Consider the following 20,788-nt stretch of genomic DNA (forward strand, 5'->3'; position numbering starts at 1 on the left):
CTCGCTGTCGGGCGGTGAGCGCAACCGCTTGTTGCTGGCACGCCTGTTCGCCCGCCCCGCCAATGTGCTGGTCCTGGACGAACCCACCAACGACCTCGACATCGACACGCTGGAGCTGCTAGAGACCTTGCTGCAAGACTATCCAGGGACCGTGTTCCTGGTCAGTCATGATCGCAGTTTTCTCGATCAGGTCGTAACCAGCATCATCGCCCACGAGGGCAACGGACGTTGGCAGGAATACCAAGGCAGCGTCGAAGATTGGCTGACGCAGTCCAGGCGATCGATGGAGACGCGCGGACGAAACGCAGTCGCGAGCAACCGGGCGGCAAGTCCGCCAATACCCGCACCTGTGGCGCCCGCCCCTGCACCAACGGCGCAACAACGCGGCGGCAAGCTCAGCTTCAAGGAACGCCGTGAGCTGGAAGCGCTGCCCGACCTCATTGATCATCTGGAAAAAGAGCAGGCGGCCATACGCACGGAATTGGCCGCCGGGCAGCTCTACAGCACGGACCCGCGACGGGCGGCCGAACTGCATCAACGCGACGCACAGCTCGATGAGGAAATGAAGGAAGGACTCGCGCGCTGGGAAGTCCTGTCGATGCGCGAGTAGGCAGATGCCGCCCCAAGCACGGGCGGCATCGCGCCAGCCCCCTGGAGGTCACACTCGGTAGCGATCCCCGCCGCCGCTGCGCAGGCGACTCAGCAAGGCAGGGGCGATTTCAAGCAGAGGCAACACTTCGTCCGCCGCGCCATGAGCGATGGCTTCCCTGGGCATGCCGAAGACCACGCAGGTGGCTTCGTTCTGCACGTAGTTGTAGCTGCCCGCGTCTTTCATTTCACGCATGGCCTTGGCGCCATCGTTGCCCATGCCGGTCAGCATGATGCCGAAGGCGTTGGGACCAACCACTTGCGCGCAAGAATGAAAAAGCACATCAACTGATGGCTTGTGGCGATTCACCGGCTCGCCATCCTCGACGACGGCGACGTAGTTCGCGCCGCTGCGATCGATGCGCAGGTGGCGACCGCCGGGGGCGATGTAGGCGTGCCCCGGCAAAATGCGCTCCCTGTCCACGGCCTCCTTGACGGTGATCTGGCATAGACCATTCAGACGGGCCGCGAAACTGGTCGTGAACCCCGGCGGCATGTGCTGCGTCACCAAGATGCCAGGCGCATCCGCGGGCATGCGCATCAGAATTTCCTTGACGGCTTCGGTCCCGCCCGTGGACGAGCCGATGCAGATCAGTTTTTCGGTGGAAACGCGCCCAAGCAGCTTGGGTGGAGGCGTGGTCGCTGCGGCGCCAGCGCCCTCCGGCGAAGTAGCCATGCGCGCAGCGGCAGGTTGTGGAACCGCACGTTTGACCTGAGCGGAAGCTGCAACGCGGATTTTTTCGACGATCTGATCCGCAAGCTCCTTGATGCCATCGGCCAAGCCAATACGCGGCTTGGCGACAAAATCAATGGCTCCAAGTTCCAACGCCTTCATGGTCACTTCGGCGCCGCGCTCGGTCAGGGTGGAAATCATGAGCACGGGCATGGGCCGCAAGCGCATCAGGCGTCCCAGGAAATCCAGGCCGTCCATGCGCGGCATCTCGACATCAAGGGTGATGACGTCGGGATTCAACTCCCGGATGATTTCGCGCGCCACCAGCGGGTCGTTGGCCACGCCCACACACTCCATGTCGCGCTGCCGATTGATGATTTCGGCGAGCAGGCTGCGGACCAGCGCCGAGTCATCCACCACAACCACGCGTATCTTCTTCAAACTGTCTCTCCCCTACACGCACAAAACGGCTCGACTCAGAACAGATCGACCGATCCACCCGCCGTCGACTTGGCCACGTTGACGGCGTTGCCCTTGCGCTCCTCGACGACCAGGGCCTCGGGATGTGCGTGCGCCAGGCGCTTGACGAGCACCTTCCCCGTCACAGGGAAAAAGCACACCTTGCGCGGATGCACATCCAACACGTCCTGCGACACCACCGGAATGCGCTCGGCCGCCAGATAGTCCAGCACGAACTGGGTGTTGCGCTCCCCCACGTTCATGGTCGTGAAGCCCGCCATCACGGCTCCGCCGCCAAAAATTTTGGCCTGCATCGTCTCGCGGCGCGCGCCCATCTTGAACATCTCGTTGAGCAACAGTTCCATCGCATACGAACCGTAGCGACCTGAACCATCTTCACCTTCCGGCAACATGAAATGATTCATGCCCCCTAGGCGCGCCTTGTTGTCCCAGATGCAGGCTGCAATGCAGGATCCCAGCACCGTCATCACCAGCACGTCTTCGCCCGTCACGAAGTACTCGCCCGGCAGGACCTTCACGGCGTCATACTGGAAATGGTGATCCACGTAGAAGAAAGAGGCTTCCCCAGGCTTGCGTGCCTGGGCGCGCAACTCGTCCACGCGGGAGACACGCCCCCCCGCGAGGATCTTGGCACCGCCCTGGGTCATGGGACGCAAGGAAGGGGGCGCGGCCGGTCGCGGCGACAGGTCGGATGCGCTCATGCCCCTCTCCCCGTGCCGTTACAAGGCGCTGCGCCCACGATCATCGGCACTTCAAGGTTTTGCTCAGCGGCGCTCATAGACTGTCTTTCCGCGCAGCACGAACAGATCGCGCGATTCGTTGAAGTTTTCGGAGTGGCCGACAAAAAGCAGACCGCCCGGCTTCATGACGCGATGGATTTTCTCCAGCACGCGGCGCTGGGTCTGCGCGTCAAAATAGATCATGACGTTGCGGCAGAACACAATGTCAAACGCATCCTTGAACGGCCAATCGTCTCGAATCAGGTTGACCTGAAGAAATTCGACCATCCGCTGCAACTCAGGTTTCACGCGCAGCAGGCCCGCATTCGCACCCTTGCCTCGCAGGAAAAACCGTTGCAACTTGGCCGTGTCCAGGCCCTTGGCCGATTCGAGTCGGTACACCCCGCGTGCGGCTGTCGCCAGCACTTTTGAATCAATGTCACTGGCCTGAAGCTTGAAATGAGCTTGCGGGCCCAGGGCCTCCAACGCCGTCATGACGATGGAATACGGCTCTTCACCCGTCGACGCGGCATTGCACCAGACCTGCCAAGCGCGTCCGGGATGCGATTTGAGATGCTCCGCGAGGATGTCGAAATGATGCTGCTCGCGGAAGAACGATGTCAGGTTGGTAGTCAACGCATTGACAAACTCCTGCCACTCAGGCCCGTCGTGGGACTCCAGCCAGGCCAGGTAGTCACGGAAGTTCTGGTAGCCGGTTTCGCGCAGGCGCCTGGACAGGCGGCTGTAGACCATGGCGTGCTTGCCGTCATGGAGGCTAATGCCAGCTCGCTGATAGATCAACGACTGCACACGGACGAAATCTTCCTGCGTCCAGCTGAATTCGCGTGCCTGTTCCCCAGTCAGGGTATCGACATTCACACCGCCACCCATGCCGGTTCCGGGCCCCGGCTTGGGTGGGCGAGCGATTTTGTCGGCGGTCAGCATGCGCTAAAGGCTTTGGAGGTCTGGCTGGAACAGTAGAAACACGCTCAGGCGCCCAGGGACACCAGCCCCATGTCCACACCCGCCATCAATTTCTCGATGTCCAACAGGATCAGCATGCGCTCGTTCACCGAGCCCAGGCCAAGCACCGCGGAGTTGTCCAATGAGGCGTCAAGATCGGGAGCGGGGCGCACCTGCTCGGATGTCAGTTCCATCACGTCGCTGACGGAATCGACCACGATGCCAACCACGCGGCTGTACAGGTTGAGGATGATGACCACCGTGAACCCGTTGTACTCCGCCTTCTCGCAGTTGAACTTCAGGCGCATGTCCACGATGGGAACGATGGTGCCCCGCAGGTTCACCACCCCGCGAATGAACTCGGGCACATTGGCGATGCGGGTGGGTTTTTCGTACCCTCTGATTTCCTGCACCTTGAGGATATCGATGCCGTATTCCTCTTGCCCCAGGCGAAACGTGAGGTATTCCCGGGCGCCCATCGTCGCCGTTTTGGTTTCACCAATCACCTCATTCATCACTTCACTCCTCGCAATCAATGGCGCGAACGCCGCACCAGGGCGCTCGTGTCAAGAATCAGGGCCACCTGTCCATCACCGAGGATGGTGGCGCCTGACACATTGGGTACCTTGCGGTAATTGGTCTCCAGGTTCTTCACCACGACCTGCTGCTGGCCCAGCAACTCGTCAACCAGCAACGCCACACGACTGCCCTCGGCCTCGACCACGACCATGATGTCGCTGGCCTTGTCGGAACCATGTCGCGGCACCCGGAATACTTTCTCCAACTCGATCACCGGCATGTACTCGTCGCGCACCTTGACCAAGCGAGAACCCTGGGCCACGGTATTGACCGCCTCATCCTTGACCTGGAAGGACTCGACGACCGAGGACAGCGGCAGGATGTAAACCTCTTCACCCACACCCACGGACATGCCATCCATGATGGCCAGCGTCAGGGGCAGGCGCACCGACACCTTCATGCCTTGACCCACAACCGAATCGATCTCGACCGTGCCGTTGAGCGCCGCGATATTTTTCTTCACGACGTCCATGCCCACGCCACGACCCGACACATCGGTCACCACGTCTGCAGTGGAGAAGCCCGGCGCGAAAATAAGCTGCCAGACATCCGGATCGGACATGCTGTCGGAGACCTCGATGCCGCGCTCGCGGGCTTTCTGCAGGATCTTCTCGCGCGACAGGCCACGGCCATCGTCGCGCACCTCGATCACGATGGAGCCACCCTGGTGTGCGGCGGACAAGGTGATAGTGCCGGTCTCGGACTTGCCGGCCTGAAGGCGATCCTCGGGCAGTTCGATACCGTGATCGCAGCTATTGCGCACCAAGTGCGTCAAGGGATCGGTGATCTTCTCGACCAGGCCCTTGTCCAACTCGGTGGCTTCCCCTTGCGTCACGAAGTCCACCTTCTTGCCCAGCTTGCTCGCCAGATCGCGCAGCATGCGAGGGAACCGGCTGAACACGATCGACATCGGAATCATCCGGATGGACATGACCGATTCCTGCAGATCACGCGTGTTCCGATCCAGATCGGCCAAGCCAGCCAACAGCTGTTGATTGACCGCCGGGTCCAGCGCTTGGCTGTTCTGCGCCAGCATGGCCTGGGTGATCACAAGCTCTCCAACCAGGTTGATCAACTGATCAACCTTGCTGATCGCTACGCGGATCGTCGCAGCTTCCGGTTGTGCGGCATGCGCGGCAGCCGGAGCGTTGCCACCCGCTGGACGGGCAGCCACGGGCACCGCAGCCGGTGCCTTGGCTGGGGCCGGCGCGGGCGCGGTATCGAAACCGCCAGGAGCATTCTCGAAAAAACCGTAGCCGGGGGCCGGTGCAACCGGCGCACCCGCCGGTGGATCTTCCAGGTCCAGCCAACCCACGCTGCCTTCTTCTTCCGGCAGTTGCTGGATCTGCACTTGTTCCCGCGCGACGTGGAAGACGAACAGATCCAGCAGTTCGTCGTCGGCCGAGGTCGTCCTGACCTTGAACACGCGTATCTCGGGCTTGTCGCTGGCCACTTCGGCAATGCGCCCCAGGCCAACGATGTCACGGAACAGATCTTTCACGCCATCGGCCTGCTCGCCACGCTCCAGAGGCCCCAGACGGACCTCAAGCAAGCGCGACGACGCTGCCACCTTGGGGACTTTCGCGGCCGGTGCCGCCGCCACGGGCGGCGGGGCGGCAGGGGCTGCGACAACCGGCACGACTTCCACGACCGGCTCGGCCGCCATCGGCACGCTGCCAGAAGCCAGTTCGCTGATGCGTTGAACCAGTCCTGCTGTGGACGGTGGATCGCTGGTGTCGCCCGTCTGATGCCGCGCCAGCAAGAGGCGCGAGGCATCGGCCGACTCCAGCAGCACATCCACCATCAGGGGATTGGGCTGCAGTTCGTGACGACGCAATTTGTCCAGCAAGGACTCCATCTGGTGGGTCAGTTCGGCCACATCGCTGAAACCAAACGTGGCCGCGCCGCCCTTGACCGAGTGGGCACAACGGAAGATGCCGTTGAGTGCCTCGTCGTCGGCTGTCTCCAGATTCAGGTTGAGCAGCATCTGCTCCATCTGGTCGAGGTTCTCACCGGCTTCTTCAAAAAAGATCTGATAGAACTGGGTCAGATCCAGCCCATCGCCGGCGCCGCTTTCCTGATAGCCCTCGGCCATACCCTACTCCTTGTTCTGCACTCGCGTCACTTGGACGGCGAACTGCTATTGCGCCTGTATTACTTGATGACCTTCTGGATGACCTCCAGCAGACGCGCGGGGTCGAAGGGCTTGACCAGCCAACCCGTGGCACCCGCCGTCTTGCCGGCTTCCTTCATCAGATCGCTGGACTCGGTGGTCAGCATCAGGATCGGCGTGTCCTTGTACTTCGGATCTGCGCGCAGTTTGCGGATCAGGCCCAGGCCGTCAAGGCGGGGCATGTTCTGATCGGTCAGCACGAGGTCCACATGCTGCTGCTGGGCCTTCTCGAGGGCTTCCTGCCCATCGGCAGCCTCCACGACTTGGTAGCCAGCGCCCGTCAGGGTGAAGGCGACCATCTTACGCATCGAGGGAGAGTCATCTACTGCAAGGATAAGGGCCATGTTTTAGCTCCGGGAAAAAAGTTGTTTTCGGGTTGCGTAGGACGCGTCAGAACAATTCGATTGATCCTGCGTCCATCTCGTCTTGAGTCACCGGATTGGGCCGTTCCGGCACATCCTCGACAAATGGCACCGCCTCGCCGTCTTCCTGACCCATGGCTTCGGAAGCCAGACGGTAAGCGCAGCCTTGCAAAACCTTGGAAGTATGCGTGATGAGTTGGGATGCCATGTCCTGGAACTGCAGTTCCGTGACTGCGGACCCCAGCGCGTCACGCACCTCTTTCAGCGCCGCTGCGTCGATCTTGGGCAGCTTGTCCAGACCATCAAGGGCTCGCGTGAAGCGCTCCATCAGGTTTTCCATCGTATGGGCTAGCAGGCCGTCCAAGCGCGCGAGATCGTGCGTGACCACCAACAGGGAATCCTGCACCTCAGCAACCAGCATCACCGGCAATTGCACGGTGGGCCTTTCTGCGGGCAGTGAGTTGGGGGCTTGCATGATCGTTTCAGTTGTGTGTCAAGTTGCCTGTCTGATTCTCTGCTCCATACAGTTCACCGTCCAGCATTTAGAATTTTGCAGGACACAAGCGTAGCAGATTCCCCTGAATTGCCACGGATTTGCTCAACATTTGCGTCGTTTTCCACCCCGCCCCGGTCCCATCCAGCCCGCCTTCGCACTGCCCCCACGCCGTCAGCCCTCGCATGCAGCAATTTTCCAGACCGCCCACCATCCAGCTTCTGCATCTGGAAGATTCGACGCTGGATCACGACATTGTTCGGCAGGCGCTGCGTCGCGCCGGTCTTGTCTGCGAACTCACTCGGGTGGAAAGTCTGGATAGCTTCGTGCAAGCGCTCGGGCGTGAGCATTACGATGCCGTGCTGGCGGACTACCGGCTGCCGGGCTTCACGGCCCTGGACGCCTGGCAAGCCATGCAGGGTATTCCAGAGTTGCGGCGGATTCCGCCTTTCATCCTTCTGTCGGGCGCCATTGGCGAAGCGGCAGCCGTCAACGCCATCCAGTTGGGCATGAGCGACTATCTGCTCAAGGATGACCTGGGCAAGCTCGCGCATGTGATCCAGCGCGCGATGGAGGTGCGGCAGGCCCAGCGCGAGCGTGAACTGGCCGTCGAGGATCTGGCGGCCTCCGAGCAGCGCCTGGCGCGCTTCGCGGAGCACCTGCAAAGTTCCATCGAGCAGGAGCGCGCGGCCATCGCCCGTGAAATCCACGACGACATCGGAGGGTCTCTGGCGGCCATTCAGTTCGACTTGTCCTGGATCAGCCGCCATCACACCGACCCGGAGACCTTGGCCCACGTGCAGGCGGCCACCGACATGTTGCGTCACGCCATCGGCGCCAGCCAACGGATCATGATGAACCTGCGGCCAGCCATTCTGGACCAGGGCCTGTACGCCGCCATCGATTGGCTGGCCAGGGAATTCGAGCGCCGCACGGGCATCCGCACAGCGTTGCGGGCCACCTTGAGTCATCCCGACATGCGCCGCGACATTCAGCTCACCGCCTATCGCACAGCCCAGGAGGCCCTGACCAATATTTCCAAACACGCCCGCTGCAGCGAGGCCCACATCGACCTGTCCGACGCGGAAGACGTTCTGACGTTGGAGATCGCCGACAACGGCCAAGGCATTGCCGCCGAGGAACGTGACAAACCCCGCTCCTTCGGCCTCAAGGGGCTGCAGGAACGCGCCCGAACCGTCGGCGGTTGGCTGGACATCAGCAGCCGCACCGGCACGGGAACTTCGATTACCCTTTCGATCCCGCTTTCCCCCCAAGGCCATCCCGGCCCCATGGAGGAGGCATGATGGAGGAACACCCCCGATGATTCGTGTCATTCTCTGCGACGACCACGCCGTGGTACGCCGCGGCATACGCGACACGCTGGCCGAGGCGGTCGACATCCAGATCGCTGGCGAAGCCGGCAGCTACTCGGAAGTGCGGGAATTGCTGCGCAGCGTTTCCTGCGACGTGCTCGTGCTCGACCTCAACCTGCCTGGCCGCAGCGGCCTGGAAGTACTGGCCTCCCTGCGCGAGACGGAGTCACAAATCAAGGTTCTGATCGTCTCCATGTTCCCGGAAGACCAGTACGCCATCCGTTGCCTGCGCGCCGGCGCACAGGGGTACCTGAACAAGGCCGGCAACCCGGCGGACATGGTCACCGCCGTACGGACCATCGCCCAGGGTCGCAAGTACGTCACCCCGGACGTGGCCCAGATGCTGGTCGACAATCTGGCCACGCCCAGCACCGAGGCGCTGCACAACAGCCTATCGGAGCGCGAGCTGCAAACCCTGCTGAAGATCGCGTCCGGCAAGCGCCTGTCCGACATCGCCGAGGAATTGATGCTCAGCCCGAAGACGGTGAGCGTCTACCGATCCCGTGTACTGGAAAAGCTCAAGCTGGCGAACAACGCGGAGCTGACGGTCTACGCCATCCGCAATGGCCTGGTCTAACCTCCTGCGGCCGCGTGCGAGCGGCAGCGGCGCTAAGGCCGGCCGAACAAGTCCATCATGCGGTCGAGCAGGGATTGGAACGGCCCATCCAGCATGGGCAAGGTCGCCGTCAAACCGATCAAGCCAACGACAATCGTCAGCGGAAAACCGATCGCGAAAACATTCATCTGCGGCGCCACGCGCGAGATGATGCCCAACGCCAGGTTGGTGAACAACAGGAGGCCAACCATGGGCATGGCGATCCACAGCGCGCTGGCGAACAGCTCCCCGCCCAGCAGGTGAATCTGCATGGACCGGACGTTCGTCAGGAAATCCGCCGAAACGGGGAACGCCACGAAGCTGTGCGTCACCGCCATCAGTACCAGCAGGTGGCCATTCAGGACCACAAAAAGCAGCGCGGCCATGTAGCCGAAGAACTGGCCCACGACGTTCCCCTGACCATTCAACATCGGATTAAAAAACGCCGCGAAACCCATGCCCATCTGGAAGCCGATCACTTCGCCGGCCAGCTCGAAGGCAGTGAACACCAGACGAACAACAAACCCGATGGCCAGTCCGATGGCCACCTGCTGCACCACCACGCCCAGCGCTTCCGGGCTGTTGAGGCCGATCACCGGCATGGGCGGCAGCGTGGCCTGCGCGCAAACTGCCACCAACAACGCCAGCAGGATGCGCGCGCGCACCGGAAAGGCCCGTGCTGAAAAAATAGGTGCCGAGGAAAACACGGCCAGCACGCGCAGAAAAGGCCACAGCAAAGGCGTGAGCCACGCCATGATCTGGGCTTCGTCGAAGGTCAGCATGCGGGCGCAGTCGGGTCAGGCCGGTTCCGGGATGAACACAGGTCCGGCACGGCGATGGGTTCAGCGGGTCGTCAAAGGGCGATGCTGGGCAGCATCTCGATGGTGCGCCGGATGTAGTCCACCAGCACGCTCAGCATCCAAGGCCCGGCCCAGGAGAACACCGCCAGGGCCACCACCAGCTTGGGCACGAAGGCCAGCGTGGCTTCGTGGATCTGCGTGATGGCTTGGAACAAACTGACCAGCAGCCCCACCAGCAACACGGCGCCCAGCAGCGGGGCGGACACCATCAGCAAGGTGAACAAGGCCTCCTGCCCGATGGTCAGCACCATTTCTGCATTCATGACCACTCACTCCTTCAAGGGTTCCGAATTCCGCGCCGGAATCACGTCCCGAAACTGGCCGCCAGCGAGCCGATCAAGAGATTCCAGCCGTCGGCCAGCACGAACAGCATGAGCTTGAATGGCAGAGCCACCAGCACAGGCGACAGCATCATCATGCCCAGGGACATCAACACACTGGCCACCACCATGTCGATCACCAGAAAGGGGATGAAGATCAGGAAACCGAACTGGAAAGCCGTCTTCAGCTCGCTGGTGACAAAAGCCGGAATCAACACACGCATGGGCGCGTTCTCGGCCGTGGTGGCCACATCCAGCTTGGCCAGCCGGACAAACAAGGCCAGGTCCGACTGGCGGGTCTGCTTGGCCATGAATTCGCGCACCGGCACTTCGGCGCGGTCCACCGCCTGCTCGAAGGTCAGCGCATTGCGGGTATAGGGCTGGTAAGCCTCGGCGTACACACGATCGAAAGTCGGCCCCATGACGAAGAACGTCAGGAACAGCGACAGACCGATGATGACCTGATTGGGCGGGGCGGACTGCGTGCCCAGCGCCTGACGCAGCAGGGAAAGAACAATCACGATGCGGGTGAAACCCGTCATCATCAGCAACACGGCCGGCAGGAAGGACAACGCCGTGAAGAACAGCAGTGTCTGGATCGGCACCGAGTAACTGGTGCCGCCCCGGTTGCTCGCCGTCAGCAAGGGCAGGGACATGCCACCACTGTCCTGGGCAAGGGCCGGCAAGGCCAGCACCAATAGCAGCAGGCCGGCCAGCGCACGCAGCGACGGGCGGCGCCCGGTAAACAGGCCATGCTGGAAAAGGGCAGGCATCTTCATGGTGAACATCGTGGGTTGCCAGCGGGCGGGTTGAGGCTGCGGGCGCTCAACGGCCCGGCGTGCCCGCGCGGGCCGTTGACGGCGCTCCCGCAGGCATCACGTGCAGGCAGTTGATGTTCTGCGTCGTGATCCCGAGCACCAGCCAGGTACGCGCCCCTTCGGGACCGACTTCGACCGTCACCACCCGCTGCTGCGGGCCCACACTCACGGTCGAGATGATATTGGCGCTCAGGCCGGGCACCATGCCCAGGCCATGCCTGCGCTGGTACCAGCGCAGGGCATACGCCACCCCGACCAGGAGAGCCAGAAAAAGAAAGACCAGAGCGAAACTTTGCATAAGGCAGGAGTGTAATTCGCGGCCGGCCTAGTTTCAGCGCCGCCGGCCCACCCCGCGCATTTTCAGGTCACAGGGTCGCTCACGAGCCCCGGCTGACACGACGCAGGCGTTCCGACGGCGTGACCACGTCGGTCAGGCGGATACCGAACTTGTCGTTAACCACCACCACTTCGCCCTGAGCGATCAGGTAGCCGTTGACCAGCACGTCCATGGGCTCGCCCGCCAGCGCGTCCAGTTCCACCACCGAGCCCTGGCCCAGCTGCAGGATGTGCTTGATCGGCACCTTCGTGCGGCCCAACTCCACGGACAGCTGAACCGGGATGTCCAACACCATGTTGATGTCCGCCGCCGGTGCGTCGCCGCGCGCGCTCTCGCTGAGCACACCGCCCTGCTCGCCCGCGCCATCCGCATCGGGTTTCTGCTCCTGCAGCGCCTCGGCCCAATCGGCCATCGGGTCATCTTCCGGCTTTTGCTCGGTGCCCGTCGCGTTTTCAGTATTTTCCGTTGCCATTAACGTTCCCCCATCCAACTAGTGTCATTGCCGCGCAGGCTTCTTTCGATGCGGATTGCGTACTTGGCGTTGTGCGTGCCGTATTGACACTCGAAAACCGGCACGCCGCTGATTGTCGCCTCAATGCGAGGCTGTCGCTCCAATTCGATGAAGTCACCGACCTTCATCGCCAGCAATTCCTCCACCGTGGTGTTGGCACGCGCCAGCTCGGCCACCAGAGTCACCTCGGCCGCCTGGATCTCGCGCGTGAGCACGTTGACCCAACGGCGGTCGACTTCCATCGAATCGCCCTGGGTCGAGGAATAGAGCACGTCGCGGATCGGTTCCAGCGTCGCATAAGGAATGCAGAAGTGGATGGTGCCGGACATCTCGCCGATTTCCAGCTGGAAGGAGCTGGACACCACGATTTCGCTCGGGGTGGCGATGTTGGCGAACTGCGGCTGCATTTCGCTGCGCTGGTATTCCAGTTCCAGCGGATAGATGCCGCGCCACGCTTTCTTGTACTCGTCCGAGATCACATCCACCAGGCGGTTGATGATGCGCTGCTCGGTGGCCGAGAAGTCACGCCCCTCGATGCGGGACTGGAACTTGCCAATGCCGCCGTACAGCGTGTCGATCACGCCGAAGATGAGCGAAGGCTCGCAGACGATCATGCCGTTACCGCGCAGCGGGCGCACGGCCATGATGTTGAAACTCGTGGGCACCGCCAGCTCTCGCAGGAAGGCGCTGTAGCGCTGCACCTGCACCGGGCCGACGGAAATTTCCGGGCTGCGCCGGATGAAGTTGAACAGGCTGATGCGCAGGTTGCGGGCGAAGCGCTCGTTGACGACTTCCATCGTCGGCATGCGACCGCGGACGATGCGTTCCTGGCTGGAGATGTTGTAGAAGCGGACTTCACCGATCTTGGCCGCGTCATCCGTGGACCGCTGGCTTTCACCGGTGACGCCCTCCAGCAGGGCATCGACTTCTTCCTGGGAAAGGAACGAATCACTCATGGGGTGGGCCTGTTCCGTGGGTTCATGTCATGCGCATCCGGGTAGCTTATTGCACGATGAAGCTGGAGAAATGCACCTTGCGCACCGGCTGAGGGCCGCGCTTCTCACCCTTCTTGCGGGTAGCCTTCAACTGCGCCGCGGCGGACGCCAGGATGTCAGCCTTGAGTTTTTCCTTGCCTTCGTTCGTCAACAACTCCTCGGCCGTGCGCTGGGACAGCAGCAACAGGATGTCGCTGCGCAGGGCTGGCAGATAGCTCTTGACCTTTTCCAGGGACTTGTCGTCGGAAACCTCCAGCGTGATGCCGATCTGTGCCACGCGATCGCCATCCGGCGAGAGATTGACCACCATGGTGTCCAGTGGCAGATAGATCGGCGCGGCGGATTCAACCACCACTTCCTCTTCTTCCTCGTGCTCTTCCTCGACGCCGAGCATGATGTCCGCATTGCGCTTTTGCAGATACAGCCACCCTCCCGCCAAGGCCACGGCCAGCAGCACCAGGACGAGGCCGATCATCAGCAGACGCTTGCTCTTCGGCTTCCCGGGGGCGGCGGTGGTGGTGGCGGTTTCAGCAGGCTTGTTCGCAGTAGCCACGGCAGCATCCTCTACAACAATTGTTTGGGTACGCGAGTTCGAGACAAACCCGCTGATTTAATGGATTATTCTCGCCCAGTTGACGGCCGATCGACGGATTAGAGGTAAAAAATCACGTCAATCAGACCGCCAGTCCGGCCTCGCGTCACGCCGCGCGATTTCGTGCGTATCCTGCGCACCAAAGAGCAGGCAGGCCTTTGACGCTTCAGGCTTCCCGCGTTTTTCAGACAAACAGATCCAGGGTCCGTCCCGCCGGCAGCGCCGCTGCGGGACGTGCCGAGCCTTGTGGGCCTGCGGTGGCGTCTTCCCCCTGGCGCGCACCCAGACTGCCCAGACGCACGCGGTTGGCAGCCTGCTCACGGGCCTGGGCGCTGGCTTCCGAGCCACCACCCCAACCGGGATCGGAATGGCCAACGGACACATCCGCCAGCGTCAATCCCTCGCGCTCCAGGAGTTCGCGCAGATGCGGCACCGCGTCTTCCAGGACCTGGCGGGTCTCCACCTGCTCAGCGCGGAACGCCACGTGCGCTTCCTGTCCTTGCATCGCGATGGTGATGTGGATCGGATTTTCGGCCAGACCCTCGACGGAAATCTCGGCGTTGCGCGCCCCGCGCCCCACCCAGTAGCTCACCTGTTCCGCCACCTGAGTTTCGGGGCTCAGGGTCGGGTCCGTGATCCCGGGTGCAGGCGTCAAGGAATTGCTCGGGTCCACGCTCGCCGCACCGGTCACTCCCGTGGACACGGCGCCGACGGCGGCAAACTCGTTCAGCGTCGCGCGCGCGCCCTCTTCGCCGCGCTCTCCAGCACCGGCGCCGAAGCGTCCGGCAGAGGAATCCCCCGCGAAACCCGCCTGTTGCCCGCCCGCGGCCAAGGCCGCCTGCGTGCTCTGGGCAGCCAGTTCACTGCGCCATCCCAAGCGCGCCGCGGCGTCGTCGCCCTTGGCGCCACGCTGGGCGTCCACCTTGGCGGCATCCGCCCGGACCGAGGCATGGCGTTGCCCCATTTGGCGCTGCAGACCCAGTCCATCCATGGCCAAGGTCGTGGTTTCGGATGACTTGGCGGACAGCGTCGCCTCCCGCGGATTCAGGGCGACCCCTCGAGTCGCGTCCGGAACCTCCGCGCGAGCACCTGCCAGTCGGACTGTGCTCGTCGTGGCGACCGTCGCCCCATCGGCCACGCCTACGCCCGGCACGCTCGTGCCAGGCTGACCGGAGATCGGCCCGACTCCACCCGCGGCGGTCATGGCCGCGAGGGTCTCGGTGGAACCGCCGACGGCATCGGGAGTCACGGGCACACCCGCCAGAGGATCGATGCCCAGGGCGGCCAGCGCCGCCGCAGCAGCAGCCGCTGTTTGCGCGGGGTCCTCGGCCTGAGACGCATGCGCGCCCGCACCGCGAACGGGGTCGAAACCGAACCCCGGCACGGCAGTGGAAGGCACTTCGTCCGTCGCCAGATCAAAGCCCTCGCTCACGGCCTGCTCCGCCGGATCCAGTCCCAACAGATCGGCGCCCAGGGTTTCATCCTCAGCGCCCAGACCGGACAACAAAGAGGCAAAGCCACCCGCCGCGCCGGCCTGGCTCTTGCCATAACCATGCCCACCCGCGCCCTGCGCGCCATGCGACGTCTTGACCGGGCTCGTGCTCGCGCTTACACCATGTTCCATGCTCATCGGCTTTCTCCTGTACTTTCCTCGCGCATGCGTCGCGCCAAGGCCTGGCGCGCATGCATCTGTCCCGCAAATTCATCCATCTGCTTCTGCTCACGCCGCGCCGCCAGAACGGCGCGCTCGCGCAACCTCTTCTCGAGCAACTGCTCGAAGGATTTCAGCTTGATTTCCCGCTGCACGCGCCGCTGACGCGCCGTCTCGGCCTGGCGCTCCAGATTGCGCAGCACGCCCTCCTGCATCTGGATGGCCTCGCGCAAGCGCCCCATGAAGTTGCGGTGATGCATCATCAGCTCACCGTTGAGCGCCGACGCATTGGCCGTGGTCCAGCGCAGATCGGTTTCATCGGCGTAGCCCGCCAGTTGGGCCATCTGTGCCTGCGCGTTCTGCAGCACGCGCAGGGCGTGCTGCAAAGCCTGATCGGCTTCGTCACGCGCGCGCGTGGCCATTTCGATGGCCAGTTGCAGACTGCGCAAGGCCTGCGTCATGCAGTCACCCCTTGCGCTCTACCAGCTTGCCCTTGAATGCCGGGCGTCGGACGCTGCGGCTGGGCTTGCTGTGCCGCCTTGGCCTGCTGCTGCGGGTTAGGCTCGCGCTGCACCACAGCGGCCATGCCACTCAGGCTCTCCCCCAGGGTGACGCCTTGGTACATGTCCTGCTGCAGGAAGGCCATCATGGGCTCGTGCAGACGGATGGATTCGTCCAGTCCCGGGTCGGCGCCCGGGACATAGGCGCCGATCTGAATCAGATCACGTCCACGCTCGTACCGAGACGAGATGCCGCGGAACTGCCGCGCCAACTCGAAATGCTCCCGGGACACCACGTTGTTCATCACGCGCGAGGCGGACTGGGCAATGTCGATGGCCGGGTAGTGACCGGCTTCCGCCAGGGCACGGGTCAACACGATGTGACCGTCCAGAATGGCACGTGCGGCATCGGCGATCGGATCTTGCTGATCATCACCTTCGGCCAGCACGGTGTAGAAGGCGGTGATCGAACCCACGCCGTTCAAGCCGTTGCCGCTGCGCTCGACCAGTTGCGGCAGCTTGGCGAAACAGGACGGCGGATAGCCCTTGGTCGCAGGCGGTTCTCCCACGGCCAAGGCGATCTCGCGCTGGGCCATCGCATAACGCGTAAGCGAATCCATCAGCAGCAGCACATGCTTGCCCTGGTCACGGAAGTACTCGGCCACGCCCGTGGCATACCCGGCGGCCTGCATGCGCAGCAGGGGCGGCGCGTCGGCCGGTGCAGCCACCACGACGGAACGGCGGCGGCCTTCGTCCCCCAAGATATCCTCGATGAATTCCTTGACTTCACGGCCCCGCTCGCCCACCAAGCCAACCACGATGATCTCGGCTTCGGTGTAACGCGCCATCATGCCCAGCAACACGCTCTTGCCGACGCCGGCGCCGGCGAACAGACCCAGCCGCTGGCCCCGCCCCACCGTCAGCAGGGCGTTGATGCTGCGCACACCGGTGTCGAGGGGTTCACGCACCGGCGCGCGGTCCATGGCGTTGAGTGGACTGCGGTCCAGGGGGCGGGACACCACGTTCGCCAGGGGACCGCGATGGTCCATGGGCTGACCTTGTGCGTCCACCACTCGCCCCAGCAGGCCTTCGCCCAGGGGCAGACGCAATTGCCCCGACACCATCAAGTGAGAGGTCGGGTAGCCTGCCGGCACCTCACCTACCAGACCCAGGTCCAGGCGCAGGGGCGGCACATAAGGTGCGGTCGGCATCACGCTGGCCCCGCTGGACAAGCCCTGCACATCGCCTGCGGGCATGAGGTAGGCCCTATCACCGGCGAAACCCACCACTTCGGCCAGCACCGGGTTCTGCCCCGGCTGGCTGATGAGGCACTGCGAGCCAACGCTGGCGCGGATACCCGCGGCCTCCAGCACCAGTCCGGTCAAGCGCGTGAGTGTGCCACCCGATTCCAGGGTGGTTTGAGGTGCGCTGGCCTGACGGCGCGCCCGGTCCAGAAAGTTGCGCCAGCGCGCGCCCGGTTCGGCAGGCCGCGCGCCGTGAGCGTGATTGCCTTCGCGGGTATCGCCCCGCGACGTGTCTTCAGGCAGGACGGCGGCCATGGCCTGTCTCCTTGTCACCAGCTCCGTCCGAGTCCTCGTCCAGCACGTCGTCATCCCAACGCAGGGATTGCCCGAGTCGACCGATGGCGCGCAGCCAACGCTTTTCGAGGCGCCCGTCGATCACGGTCCCCGCGGCTTCGACGATGCATCCACCCCGCGTCAGGCCGGCGTCCGGCTGCAGCGTGAGTTTCAGATTCGGATATTCCTCCACCAACACGTCCTGCAACACATCCAGATCCAGTGGGTGCAGACGCACCTGCACGGCGCGCACGTCGGTGAACAATTGACCCAACGCTTCGCGAAGCACGGGCAGCAGCGCATTCGGGTTGCCAGCGATTTCCTTGCGCAGCACCTGACGCGCGAGCTCGCAAGCCAACTCCAGCACGGCCTGCGCGGCCATCTGCTCGGCTGTTTCCAGCTGATCGCTCGCGGAGGCCATGAGCGCGCCGAACTGCTGCGCCGCCACCTGCCCCTGCTTGGCGATGTATTCACTCAGCTGTTTCTGAGCCTCAGCCTGAGCCTGGGCCTTGCCCTGCTCAAAGCCGGCGGCATACCCCTCCGAATAACCTTGCTCTCGGCCTCGGTTGTGGATGGCCTCTTCGTAGGCCTGCTGTTCCAGCAGAACGGCCTGCTCCTCGCGCTCGCGCGCCTGCTGCGCCAGCAGCAGGCCAGCCTCGTCCACGTCGGTGAAGTCCCAACGCGTGAGCTGGTTGATTTCCTCGCGAGGAATGAAGCGGGAAGCGGTGCGGGAATTCGTCTGCGGCATGGGGGTTCAGTCAGGACATACTTGAAACACTTGTGGCATGGACCCGGACGCCGCCGGGACGATGCTCAGACCATCACGTCTTCCTCGCCGCCGCTGCCCAGGCTGATTTCGCCTTCGTCGGCCAGACGACGCACGATCTTGACGATTTCCTTCTGCTGGACCTCGACTTCCGACAGGCGCATGGGCGGGCTCGACTCGAGGTCCTCGCGCATGGATTCGGAAGCACGGGAAGACATGTTGAGGAGGAAACGCTCCACCAGCGCGGGCTGTGCGGCCTTGAGCGCGACGATGAGCGAATCGGCCGGCACTTCCTTGAGCACGACCTGGATGGCCTTGTTGTCGAGCTTGATTATGTCGTCGAAGACGAACATCTTGTCCATGATCTTCTGCGCGAGCTCGGCATCGAAACTGCGGATGGATTCCAGCACGGCGCCTTCCAGCGTGGTGCCCAGCAGGTTGATCATTTCCGCGGCGGTCTTGACGCCGCCCAGCGACGCCTTGCGCACCTTGTCCCCGCCCGACAACACCTTGAACAGCACTTCGTTCAGATCTTTGAGCGCGGTGGGCTGGATGCCCTCCATCGTGGCGATGCGCAACATCACCTCGTTGCGCTGGCGGTCACCCAGCAGCTTGAGCACGGCGGCGGCCTGGTCGTAGTCCAGGTGCACCAGAATGGCGGCCAGGATCTGTGGGTGCTCGTTGCGCACGAGTTCAGCCACGGACACCGGGTCCATCCACTTCAGGCTCTCGATGCCGGAGACGTCGCCGCCCTGCAGGATGCGGTCGATCAGCAGCGCCGCCTTGTCTTCGCCCAGCGCCAGCTTCAGCACGGAACGCACATAGTCGCCTGAATCGGTCACGATCAGGCTCTGGTCGGCCGCGTCGGTGGTGAAACGGTCGATCACCTCGTCGACGCGGTCGCGGGTGATGGACTTGGTTCGGGCGATCGCCTCGCCCAGTTTCTGCACTTCCTTGGGCGCGAGGTGTTTGAACACCTCGGCCGCCTCGGTCTCGCCCAGGGACATGAGCAGGACGGCTGCGTCCTGCAGGCCTTCGGTCATGGAAGTCTGTGCCATATAACGCTCCCTCGCCTTTCAGTCAGCCGACCACGGCATTGGGGTTTTGGGCCAGCAGCGACATTTCATCCTTGTTGCTGCCGATCCAGTTCTTGACGATGCCGGCCACCGCCGCCGGGTTCTCGCGTGCCAACTTGCGCGCCTCTTCCAACTGGCGCTCCTGGATGCGCGGCCCCTTCTTGATCGGCTCGGGCGAGCCCAGCTCCAAGTCTTCATCCAGCAAAGCGTCGAGCTGAGGTGCGGGCGGCGCCTGCATGGCCTTGAGCACCGGACGAATCACACCGAACAGTACCACCAAGGCCAGCAGGACGGCGCCCACGGGCCAGGCCAGATCACGCGCCAGTTCCTGCACGGCCGGCTGCTGCCAGAAGGCCAGGCTTTCGTCCGCTTTGGCATCGACCACGAAGGGGGCATTCATCAGGTTCACGGAATCGCCACGATCGACGTTGAAGCCGATGCTCTCGCGCACCAGGGCCGTCATTTGATCGACTTGCTGCTGCGTCAGCGGAACCGGCGCAACATTGCCTCGGGCATCCGTCTGCGTGCGCTGGTTGACCACGACAGCGGCGCTCAGGCGCCGGATCGCCCCGCGTGCCGCGCGCACCACGCGCACCGTCTTGTCCACCTCGTAGTTAACGACGGATTCCTTGCGGGTGCTGACCGGCGCCGCGGCTTGGCCTTGGGCACGGGCCAAGGACTGCGGGACACCAGGGGCCAGCGGTTGCACGGCGGCATTGATGGGGGCGGCATTGGGTCCGGGCGGCTGGTTGCTGACCGCGCCAGGAATGCCGGAGGGGCCAGCCGGGCCGGGATTGGTGCTTTCCAGCGTCTGCTGGCTGCGCACCGCGCCGGTGTCCGGTGCCTGGTTGGGCGTATGAGTCTCGGAGGTCTGCTCGCTTTCCGAGAAGTCCAGATCCGCCGTCACCTGGGCCTGCACATTGCCCTTGCCGACAACCGGCTCCAGGATGTCCAGGATGCGTTGACGGTACTGGGCCTCGATCTGCTGCACATACTTCAGCTGTTGCGTATCGATGCCATCCTGGCCGGCGGCGCCGTCAGGCGATTGGGACAGCAGTTTGCCAGTGTCATCGACGATGCTGACAGCCTCGGGTTTCATCTCGGGCACGCTGGACGAGACCAAGTGCACGATGCCCGCGATCTGCGCGCGATCCAGGATGCGCCCCGGGTACAGGCTCAACAGCACGGAGGCCGACGGCTTCTGTTGCTCGCGGAAAAAGCCATTCTGCTGCGGCAGGGCCAGGTGCACGCGTGCGCTCTGCACGGACGACAGGGCCTGGATGGACCGGGTGAGCTCCCCCTCCAGACCACGCTGAAAATTCACGCGCTCCTGAAACTGAGTCGCGCCGAAGCGGCTGTTTTCCATCAGCTCGAAACCGGTGACCGAGCCCTTGGGCAGACCCTGCGAAGCGAGGCGCAAGCGGGTATCGTGCACCTTGTCGGCGGGCACGAGGATGGCGCCACCGCCCTCGGTGTACTGGTAGGGCACCTGCATCTGCGTCAGTTGCGCGACGATGGCACCACCGTCCTTGTCGGACAGGCCGCTGAACAAGACACGCCACTCGGTCTTGTTGTTCATGAGCAGGGCACCCAGGATGACGGCCACGATCACGGCCAAGCCCGCCGCCAGACGCATCTTCTGACCTCGCTCCAGCACCGCGAAGCGCTGGGACAGCGTCGGATTGACGGGCAACGCCATCGGGGACGTCGCAACCGGATTCAAAGGG

Annotated in this window: 23 protein-coding genes (1 of these 23 cut by a window edge); 3 read left to right on the top strand and 20 right to left on the bottom strand. The window is 63.5% G+C overall.

The genetic code is table 11. The features are described from left to right. Positions 1–610: the final stretch of an ABC-F family ATP-binding cassette domain-containing protein gene (locus DW355_RS01905; protein WP_131277580.1), read on the top strand. The gene continues 1,283 nt to the left of window position 1, outside the view; only the last 610 of its 1,893 coding nucleotides appear in the window; the start codon falls outside the window, past its left edge; the stop codon is at positions 608–610. Between the two features lie 48 nt (positions 611–658). Here DW355_RS01905 and DW355_RS01910 read toward each other — a convergent pair whose 3' ends face one another. From DW355_RS01910 to DW355_RS01940, 7 genes are all read right to left on the bottom strand, one after another. Further along, positions 659–1,762, bottom strand: a complete 1,104-nt coding sequence (locus tag DW355_RS01910) for a protein-glutamate methylesterase/protein-glutamine glutaminase (RefSeq protein ID WP_131277582.1) — start codon at positions 1,760–1,762, stop codon at positions 659–661. Between the two features lie 35 nt (positions 1,763–1,797). Next, positions 1,798–2,448, bottom strand: a complete 651-nt coding sequence (gene cheD, locus DW355_RS01915; protein ID WP_131282165.1) for a chemoreceptor glutamine deamidase CheD — start codon at positions 2,446–2,448, stop codon at positions 1,798–1,800. Positions 2,449–2,565: 117 nt separating this feature from the next. Further along, entirely contained in the window at positions 2,566–3,411 is an 846-nt protein-coding gene (locus tag DW355_RS01920; protein WP_131282168.1) for a CheR family methyltransferase, read from the bottom strand. 98 nt (positions 3,412–3,509) lie between these two features. After that, positions 3,510–3,998 carry a chemotaxis protein CheW gene (locus DW355_RS01925; protein WP_131277584.1) on the bottom strand — a complete coding sequence of 163 codons (489 nt, stop codon included), beginning with the start codon at positions 3,996–3,998 and terminating at the stop codon, positions 3,510–3,512. A 17-nt stretch (positions 3,999–4,015) separates the two neighbouring features. Beyond that, positions 4,016–6,157: a chemotaxis protein CheW gene (locus DW355_RS01930; protein ID WP_131277586.1), complete on the bottom strand. Its 2,142-nt coding sequence runs from the start codon at positions 6,155–6,157 to the stop codon at positions 4,016–4,018. A 59-nt stretch (positions 6,158–6,216) separates the two neighbouring features. Continuing rightward, positions 6,217–6,579, bottom strand: a complete 363-nt coding sequence (locus DW355_RS01935; RefSeq protein ID WP_006298969.1) for a response regulator — start codon at positions 6,577–6,579, stop codon at positions 6,217–6,219. Between the two features lie 46 nt (positions 6,580–6,625). Beyond that, entirely contained in the window at positions 6,626–7,072 is a 447-nt protein-coding gene (locus tag DW355_RS01940; protein ID WP_131277588.1) for a hypothetical protein, read from the bottom strand. 203 nt (positions 7,073–7,275) lie between these two features. Here DW355_RS01940 and DW355_RS01945 point away from each other — a divergent pair, with 203 nt between their 5' ends. After that, positions 7,276–8,394, top strand: a complete 1,119-nt coding sequence (locus tag DW355_RS01945) for a hybrid sensor histidine kinase/response regulator (protein WP_131277590.1) — start codon at positions 7,276–7,278, stop codon at positions 8,392–8,394. Between the two features lie 16 nt (positions 8,395–8,410). After that, entirely contained in the window at positions 8,411–9,040 is a 630-nt protein-coding gene (locus DW355_RS01950) for a response regulator (protein WP_131277592.1), read from the top strand. A 32-nt stretch (positions 9,041–9,072) separates the two neighbouring features. On the opposite strand, the gene fliR is transcribed toward DW355_RS01950, so the two are convergent. The 13 genes from fliR to fliF form a co-directional block, all read right to left on the bottom strand. Next, the gene (gene fliR / locus DW355_RS01955) at positions 9,073–9,840 is read right to left on the bottom strand and encodes a flagellar biosynthetic protein FliR (RefSeq protein WP_131277594.1); all 768 of its coding nucleotides are present in this window, start codon (positions 9,838–9,840) and stop codon (positions 9,073–9,075) included. A 71-nt stretch (positions 9,841–9,911) separates the two neighbouring features. After that, a complete protein-coding gene (gene fliQ, locus DW355_RS01960; RefSeq protein WP_131277595.1) occupies positions 9,912–10,181 on the bottom strand; it encodes a flagellar biosynthesis protein FliQ in 270 nt (89 codons plus the stop codon). A gap of 41 nt (positions 10,182–10,222) precedes the next feature. Further along, positions 10,223–11,011, bottom strand: a complete 789-nt coding sequence (fliP, locus tag DW355_RS01965) for a flagellar type III secretion system pore protein FliP (RefSeq protein ID WP_131282171.1) — start codon at positions 11,009–11,011, stop codon at positions 10,223–10,225. Between the two features lie 52 nt (positions 11,012–11,063). After that, positions 11,064–11,354 carry a FliO/MopB family protein gene (locus DW355_RS01970; RefSeq protein WP_131277597.1) on the bottom strand — a complete coding sequence of 97 codons (291 nt, stop codon included), beginning with the start codon at positions 11,352–11,354 and terminating at the stop codon, positions 11,064–11,066. 79 nt (positions 11,355–11,433) lie between these two features. Next, entirely contained in the window at positions 11,434–11,865 is a 432-nt protein-coding gene (gene fliN, locus DW355_RS01975) for a flagellar motor switch protein FliN (protein WP_131277599.1), read from the bottom strand. Beyond that, entirely contained in the window at positions 11,865–12,860 is a 996-nt protein-coding gene (gene fliM, locus DW355_RS01980; RefSeq protein WP_131277601.1) for a flagellar motor switch protein FliM, read from the bottom strand. The genes fliN and fliM overlap by 1 nt, the downstream gene beginning before the upstream one ends. Positions 12,861–12,906: 46 nt before the next feature. Further along, a complete protein-coding gene (locus tag DW355_RS01985; RefSeq protein WP_242671272.1) occupies positions 12,907–13,452 on the bottom strand; it encodes a flagellar basal body-associated FliL family protein in 546 nt (181 codons plus the stop codon). Between the two features lie 223 nt (positions 13,453–13,675). Next, a complete protein-coding gene (locus DW355_RS01990; protein ID WP_131277603.1) occupies positions 13,676–15,121 on the bottom strand; it encodes a flagellar hook-length control protein FliK in 1,446 nt (481 codons plus the stop codon). Beyond that, positions 15,118–15,603: a flagellar export protein FliJ gene (gene fliJ, locus DW355_RS01995; RefSeq protein ID WP_131277605.1), complete on the bottom strand. Its 486-nt coding sequence runs from the start codon at positions 15,601–15,603 to the stop codon at positions 15,118–15,120. Before fliJ ends, DW355_RS01990 begins: the two co-directional genes overlap by 4 nt. Continuing rightward, on the bottom strand, positions 15,600–17,201 hold the full coding sequence (gene fliI, locus DW355_RS02000; protein WP_131277607.1) for a flagellar protein export ATPase FliI: 1,602 nt from the start codon (positions 17,199–17,201) through the stop codon (positions 15,600–15,602). Before fliI ends, fliJ begins: the two co-directional genes overlap by 4 nt. Beyond that, positions 17,182–17,967 (bottom strand): flagellar assembly protein FliH, encoded by a 786-nt coding sequence (locus DW355_RS02005; protein ID WP_131277609.1) that lies wholly within the window; start codon positions 17,965–17,967, stop codon positions 17,182–17,184. Before DW355_RS02005 ends, fliI begins: the two co-directional genes overlap by 20 nt. Before the next feature lie 65 nt (positions 17,968–18,032). Next, on the bottom strand, positions 18,033–19,043 hold the full coding sequence (gene fliG, locus DW355_RS02010; RefSeq protein WP_431733202.1) for a flagellar motor switch protein FliG: 1,011 nt from the start codon (positions 19,041–19,043) through the stop codon (positions 18,033–18,035). A 22-nt stretch (positions 19,044–19,065) separates the two neighbouring features. Then, positions 19,066–20,760, bottom strand: coding sequence for a flagellar basal-body MS-ring/collar protein FliF (gene fliF / locus DW355_RS02015; protein ID WP_242671273.1), 1,695 nt, complete (start codon positions 20,758–20,760; stop codon positions 19,066–19,068). Positions 20,761–20,788: the final 28 nt, after the last annotated feature.

It is taken from the genome of Hylemonella gracilis (genome assembly GCF_004328645.1).
Classification (GTDB): domain Bacteria; phylum Pseudomonadota; class Gammaproteobacteria; order Burkholderiales; family Burkholderiaceae_C; genus Hylemonella; species Hylemonella gracilis_B.

Bases quoted from the DNA above. Each gene is read 5' to 3' on its own strand.
- cheD (WP_131282165.1), bottom strand. From the start codon at position 2,448: ATGACCCAGGGCGGTGCCAAGATCCTCGCGGGGGGGCGTGTCTCCCGC.
- DW355_RS01920 (WP_131282168.1), bottom strand. From the start codon at position 3,411: ATGGGTGGCGGTGTGAATGTCGATACCCTGACTGGGGAACAGGCACGC.
- DW355_RS01925 (WP_131277584.1), bottom strand. From the start codon at position 3,998: ATGAATGAGGTGATTGGTGAAACCAAAACGGCGACGATGGGCGCCCGG.
- DW355_RS01930 (WP_131277586.1), bottom strand. From the start codon at position 6,157: ATGGCCGAGGGCTATCAGGAAAGCGGCGCCGGCGATGGGCTGGATCTG.
- DW355_RS01935 (WP_006298969.1), bottom strand. From the start codon at position 6,579: ATGGCCCTTATCCTTGCAGTAGATGACTCTCCCTCGATGCGTAAGATG.
- DW355_RS01940 (WP_131277588.1), bottom strand. From the start codon at position 7,072: ATGCAAGCCCCCAACTCACTGCCCGCAGAAAGGCCCACCGTGCAATTG.
- DW355_RS01945 (WP_131277590.1), top strand. From the start codon at position 7,276: ATGCAGCAATTTTCCAGACCGCCCACCATCCAGCTTCTGCATCTGGAA.
- DW355_RS01950 (WP_131277592.1), top strand. From the start codon at position 8,411: ATGATTCGTGTCATTCTCTGCGACGACCACGCCGTGGTACGCCGCGGC.
- fliR (WP_131277594.1), bottom strand. From the start codon at position 9,840: ATGCTGACCTTCGACGAAGCCCAGATCATGGCGTGGCTCACGCCTTTG.
- fliQ (WP_131277595.1), bottom strand. From the start codon at position 10,181: ATGAATGCAGAAATGGTGCTGACCATCGGGCAGGAGGCCTTGTTCACC.
- fliP (WP_131282171.1), bottom strand. From the start codon at position 11,011: ATGCCTGCCCTTTTCCAGCATGGCCTGTTTACCGGGCGCCGCCCGTCG.
- DW355_RS01970 (WP_131277597.1), bottom strand. From the start codon at position 11,354: ATGCAAAGTTTCGCTCTGGTCTTTCTTTTTCTGGCTCTCCTGGTCGGG.
- fliN (WP_131277599.1), bottom strand. From the start codon at position 11,865: ATGGCAACGGAAAATACTGAAAACGCGACGGGCACCGAGCAAAAGCCG.
- fliM (WP_131277601.1), bottom strand. From the start codon at position 12,860: ATGAGTGATTCGTTCCTTTCCCAGGAAGAAGTCGATGCCCTGCTGGAG.
- DW355_RS01990 (WP_131277603.1), bottom strand. From the start codon at position 15,121: ATGAGCATGGAACATGGTGTAAGCGCGAGCACGAGCCCGGTCAAGACG.
- fliJ (WP_131277605.1), bottom strand. From the start codon at position 15,603: ATGACGCAGGCCTTGCGCAGTCTGCAACTGGCCATCGAAATGGCCACG.
- fliI (WP_131277607.1), bottom strand. From the start codon at position 17,201: ATGGCCGCCGTCCTGCCTGAAGACACGTCGCGGGGCGATACCCGCGAA.
- DW355_RS02005 (WP_131277609.1), bottom strand. From the start codon at position 17,967: ATGCCGCAGACGAATTCCCGCACCGCTTCCCGCTTCATTCCTCGCGAG.
- fliG (WP_431733202.1), bottom strand. From the start codon at position 19,043: ATGGCACAGACTTCCATGACCGAAGGCCTGCAGGACGCAGCCGTCCTG.
- fliF (WP_242671273.1), bottom strand. From the start codon at position 20,760: ATGGCGTTGCCCGTCAATCCGACGCTGTCCCAGCGCTTCGCGGTGCTG.